The following is a 3740-nucleotide window of genomic DNA, read 5'->3' as shown; positions in this document are numbered from 1 at the left end:
TGGTAACCATCTGCCCTGCCGCACTGCGTGAACCGCTATACCCGTTCGAGGTGCATGCCCCCGCCAGCAGTCCTACCGCAGCGAGTCCTGCGACTGATAGGATAAGTTTCATGGACGACTCCAATTCATTAGACGTTCTTGTTAATACTACTTTCAACAGCTTTGAGGCTCACCTCAAGGTATACGACCTCGAAAAGTGACTAAAAACGGCGATTGCCCAACAGCCTAGCTTCGTGGCGCGCGTGTGCCCACCCCCTGGTTTATCTGAACATAAGAGCTCCGGTATGGGGACCCCGGATATTCCCTTCATAGCGCTGTCTGCCGGAAGACACAAATCGGCGTTACGCTTGTCGCGCACCGGAAACGAAAACGCCGCAGTAGGACCAGCAAGCCGGTTGCCACTGCGGCGTCACTATTTGGGGGAGCGATAAGCTCCCTTTTCCTGGTCCTAGCTGTAAATCTCAAACAGTCCAGCCGCGCCCATGCCGCCGCCGATACACATTGTGACAACGCCCCACTTTGCACCACGACGCTTGCCTTCGAGCAGGATTGAGCCCGTGCATCGAGCACCCGTCATGCCGAACGGATGGCCGATGGAGATCGAGCCGCCATTGACGTTATACTTCTCCGGGTCGATGCCGAGACGGTCGCGCGAGTAGAGACACTGGCTGGCGAAGGCTTCGTTGAGTTCCCAGAGGTCGATATCGTCAACCGTGAGGCCATGACGCTCGAGCAGGCGCGGGACGGCAAAGACGGGGCCGATGCCCATCTCGTCCGGGTCGCAACCAGCGACGTTGAAGCCGACGAACCGGCCGAGCGGCTCAATATTGCGCTTCTTGGCTTCCTCGGCCTCCATGACGACGACAGCAGCGGCGCCGTCGGAGAGTTGGGAGGCGTTGCCCGCCGTGACGTATTTGCCTTCTTTCACGACCATGCCGCCCGAGAAGACAGGCTTGAGGCCCTGAAGTGTCTCGAAGGTCGTGCCGGGGCGGTTACAGTCATCGCGATCCGCGACGGCGTCCTGATAGGTTTCTTCGCCGGTCTCGCGATTGACCAGTTTCATACGCGTCTTCAGGGGCGCGATCTCTTCGGCCATCTTTCCGGATTGCTGGAAGGCCGCTGTGCGCTTCTGGCTTTCAGCCGAATACATGTCCTGGGCCTCGCGGGAGACATTGTAGCGGTCCGCGACGATCTCGGCGGTCTCGATCATGGTCATCCAGATCGCAGGCCACTCCTTCATCAGCTTGTCTTCAGTGTAGCGATAGGTGTTCATATGGCCCGAGCGCGAGACGAGCGAGAGCGATTCCACGCCGCCGCCGATGGCGACCGGAGCCCCTTCATGGATTACGGTGTGCGCGGCGTTCGCGATGGCCTGAAGGCCGGATGAGCAGAACCGGTTGATCGTGGCACCGGCCGTGGACGAGGGGCAGCCTGCCCAGAGCGCCGCATTGCGGGCCACATTGTGGCCGGTCGCGCCTTCGGGCTGGGCTGCGCCGAGATAGACATCCTCGACCTCTGAGGCCTCGATGCCGGCGCGCTCGATGGCGCTCTTGATGGCATGGCCGGCCATAGTAATGCCGTGTGTGTCGTTGAGGGCGCCGCGGCCGGCTTTTGTCAGGGCAGTGCGCGCGGTCGATACGATGACAGCTTCTCTCATTTTGGTCTCCTCCGAGGGCTGTTGGTCTTGTTGCGGCGCAACCTAACGGGGGGGATGGGGTTCCGCTAGCCCTTATCCTGCGTCAACGCGCGCAATTGTGAGGCCGGTGGAACCCGGGCGGCCTTTTCTCGCTTCCTGAAGGAGAAAGGACGTATTTGCATGATGGCGGGACGAAGAGACGATATCGACAGATTGGCAACACTGCTCGACGCGCGATTCAAGATACCCGGCACGGGGTTCCGGTTCGGGCTGGACTCGATTGTCGGCCTGATCCCGGGCGTTGGTGACGCGATCACCGGCGGCCTCGGCCTATACCTTGTCCACAGGGCGAGGCAGGAAGGCGTGCCGGGGCACGTCACCTTCCGGATGCTCTGGAACTTGCTGGTTGATACCCTGCTTGGCGCCATACCGCTCGTTGGCGACATTTTCGATTTTGCCTTCAAGGCCAATCTCAAGAATGCGCGCATGCTCCAGAAACATCTCGACAAGCAGCAGGCCGACCTTCCGGGTCGCCAATAGCTTTCAGCGCGCTGTGGCGATAGGGTGATGCCTTGGCCTCGAGAGGGAAGGGGAGCACTGTGATTTCACCAGACCATGCGCGGCTTATGGCGCGCTATAATCGCTGGCAGAATGAGAGCCTTTACGGTGCTGCAGACACACTGTCTGCACAGGAGAGGCTCAAAGACAGAGGCGCCTTCTTCCGCTCGATCCACGAGACCCTCTCGCATATCCTCTGGGCTGACCGGATCTGGCTTTCGCGGTTCGGGTGTTGTGAGGCTCCGGCCTGCAAAGGTCATGAGACGCTCAAGCTCTGGCCGGACTGGGACGTGCTGAAGGCCGACCGGACCGCGATGGATGACGTGATCTCCGCCTGGGCCAATGGCTTTGACAGCGCCGCCCTGCAAGCTGATCTGACCTGGCATTCCGGCGCGGCCGGGCGGGACATGTCAAAGCCGGTCTGGGAACTGGTCACCCACATCTTCAACCACGAGACCCATCATCGCGGCCAGGTTCATGCCATGCTGACCGCAGCCGGGGTGAGACCTGGCGACACCGATCTGTTTCTGATGTCTCCGCCAGCCCCGTAACCGGGCCGTCAGGCCGCAACATGGATCAGGCCAGGTCGCCCCAATGCTTCAGCGCGGCTCTTGCGATCTCTTCGCCCTGTTCCTGGACAAAGTGACCGCCTTCGGGAATGTCCATCGGCTTCGGGCAGTTGCGGATCGTCTTCTGCAGCTCTTGCATCACCGGCGGGCCGAGCACAGGGTCCTGCAGGCCGATGGCCATGAAGCTTTCGCCTTCCCAGCGCTCCGACCAGAACCGGACGGCCCGTTTGGAGACATCCACACCTTCCATCTCGGGCGAGACCATGACGAGCTCCGGAAAACGGCGCACACCGGCCTTGTAGGTCGCGTCGGGAAAGGGCGCGGCATAGGCGGCGGCTTCCTCATCGCTCAGGCCGGGCGTGGAGCGTTGCATGAGGGCCGCGATCGGCAGGTCAGGCTGCGAGCGGTTGAACGTTTTCCAATTGTCGAAGCCTTCGCCCGGGCTCGTTCCCGTCGCAATTGCAGTGTTCATGACGATTAGACGCGAAAAGCGCTCGGGCATGTCAGGCACGATCGGCAGGCCCAGCAGGCCGCCCCAGTCCTGACAGACCAGCGTGATATTCTTCAGATCGAGCCGGATGATCAGGTTGATCATCATCTCGCGGTGGAAATTGTAGGTGTAGGCCGCCTCGTCTTTTGGCTTGTCGGACCGGCCGAAGCCCAGCCAGTCCGGCGCAATGACCCGCGCGCCTGACTCCAGAAAGACCGGAATCATCTTTCGGTAGAGATAGGACCAGGTCGGCTGGCCGTGCAGGCAGAGAAAAGTGCGGTCCGCCGTCTTCGGCCCTTCATCAAGATAATGGACGCGCAGGCCTTCATAGCCCTGTAAATTATCAATGTAATGAGGGCTGTAGGAAAAGCCCGGCAAGTCCGCGAATCTGTCATCCGGGGTTCTCGAAAACTCGACTGCCATTTTGCCTCCCATTTATGGTCTTGTTTTGCTTATCTGACCCGATAGGTGTGACGCTATACAAGAG

4 protein-coding genes are annotated in these 3740 nt (G+C 60.5%); 2 read left to right on the top strand and 2 right to left on the bottom strand.

Annotated features, from left to right (window positions below; genetic code table 11):
- Positions 1-448 precede the first annotated feature (448 nt).
- Positions 449-1657: an acetyl-CoA C-acyltransferase gene (locus WA989_RS17995; protein ID WP_424341847.1), complete on the bottom strand. Its 1209-nt coding sequence runs from the start codon at positions 1655-1657 to the stop codon at positions 449-451.
- A 159-nt stretch (positions 1658-1816) separates the two neighbouring features.
- On the opposite strand from WA989_RS17995, the gene WA989_RS17990 reads away from it, so the two are divergent.
- Positions 1817-2176: a DUF4112 domain-containing protein gene (locus WA989_RS17990; RefSeq protein ID WP_424341846.1), complete on the top strand. Its 360-nt coding sequence runs from the start codon at positions 1817-1819 to the stop codon at positions 2174-2176.
- 59 nt (positions 2177-2235) lie between these two features.
- Entirely contained in the window at positions 2236-2745 is a 510-nt protein-coding gene (locus tag WA989_RS17985) for a DinB family protein (protein ID WP_424341845.1), read from the top strand.
- Between the two features lie 25 nt (positions 2746-2770).
- Here the strand turns inward: WA989_RS17985 and WA989_RS17980 are convergent, their stop codons facing one another.
- Complete coding sequence (locus WA989_RS17980; protein WP_424341844.1) at positions 2771-3676, bottom strand: haloalkane dehalogenase; 906 nt, start codon at positions 3674-3676, stop codon at positions 2771-2773.
- Between the last annotated feature and the right edge of the window lie 64 nt (positions 3677-3740).

Source organism: Henriciella sp. (assembly GCF_049649345.1).
GTDB lineage: Bacteria > Pseudomonadota > Alphaproteobacteria > Caulobacterales > Hyphomonadaceae > Henriciella.
The sequence above is the reverse complement of the archived record's forward strand: the minus strand, read 5'-3'. Positions and strand labels throughout refer to the sequence as shown.

What these genes read in the sequence shown, in the direction of transcription:
- WA989_RS17995 (WP_424341847.1), bottom strand. Translation starts at nt 1,657, where the DNA reads ATGAGAGAAGCTGTCATCGTATCGACCGCGCGCACTGCCCTGACAAAA.
- WA989_RS17990 (WP_424341846.1), top strand. Translation starts at nt 1,817, where the DNA reads ATGATGGCGGGACGAAGAGACGATATCGACAGATTGGCAACACTGCTC.
- WA989_RS17980 (WP_424341844.1), bottom strand. Translation starts at nt 3,676, where the DNA reads ATGGCAGTCGAGTTTTCGAGAACCCCGGATGACAGATTCGCGGACTTG.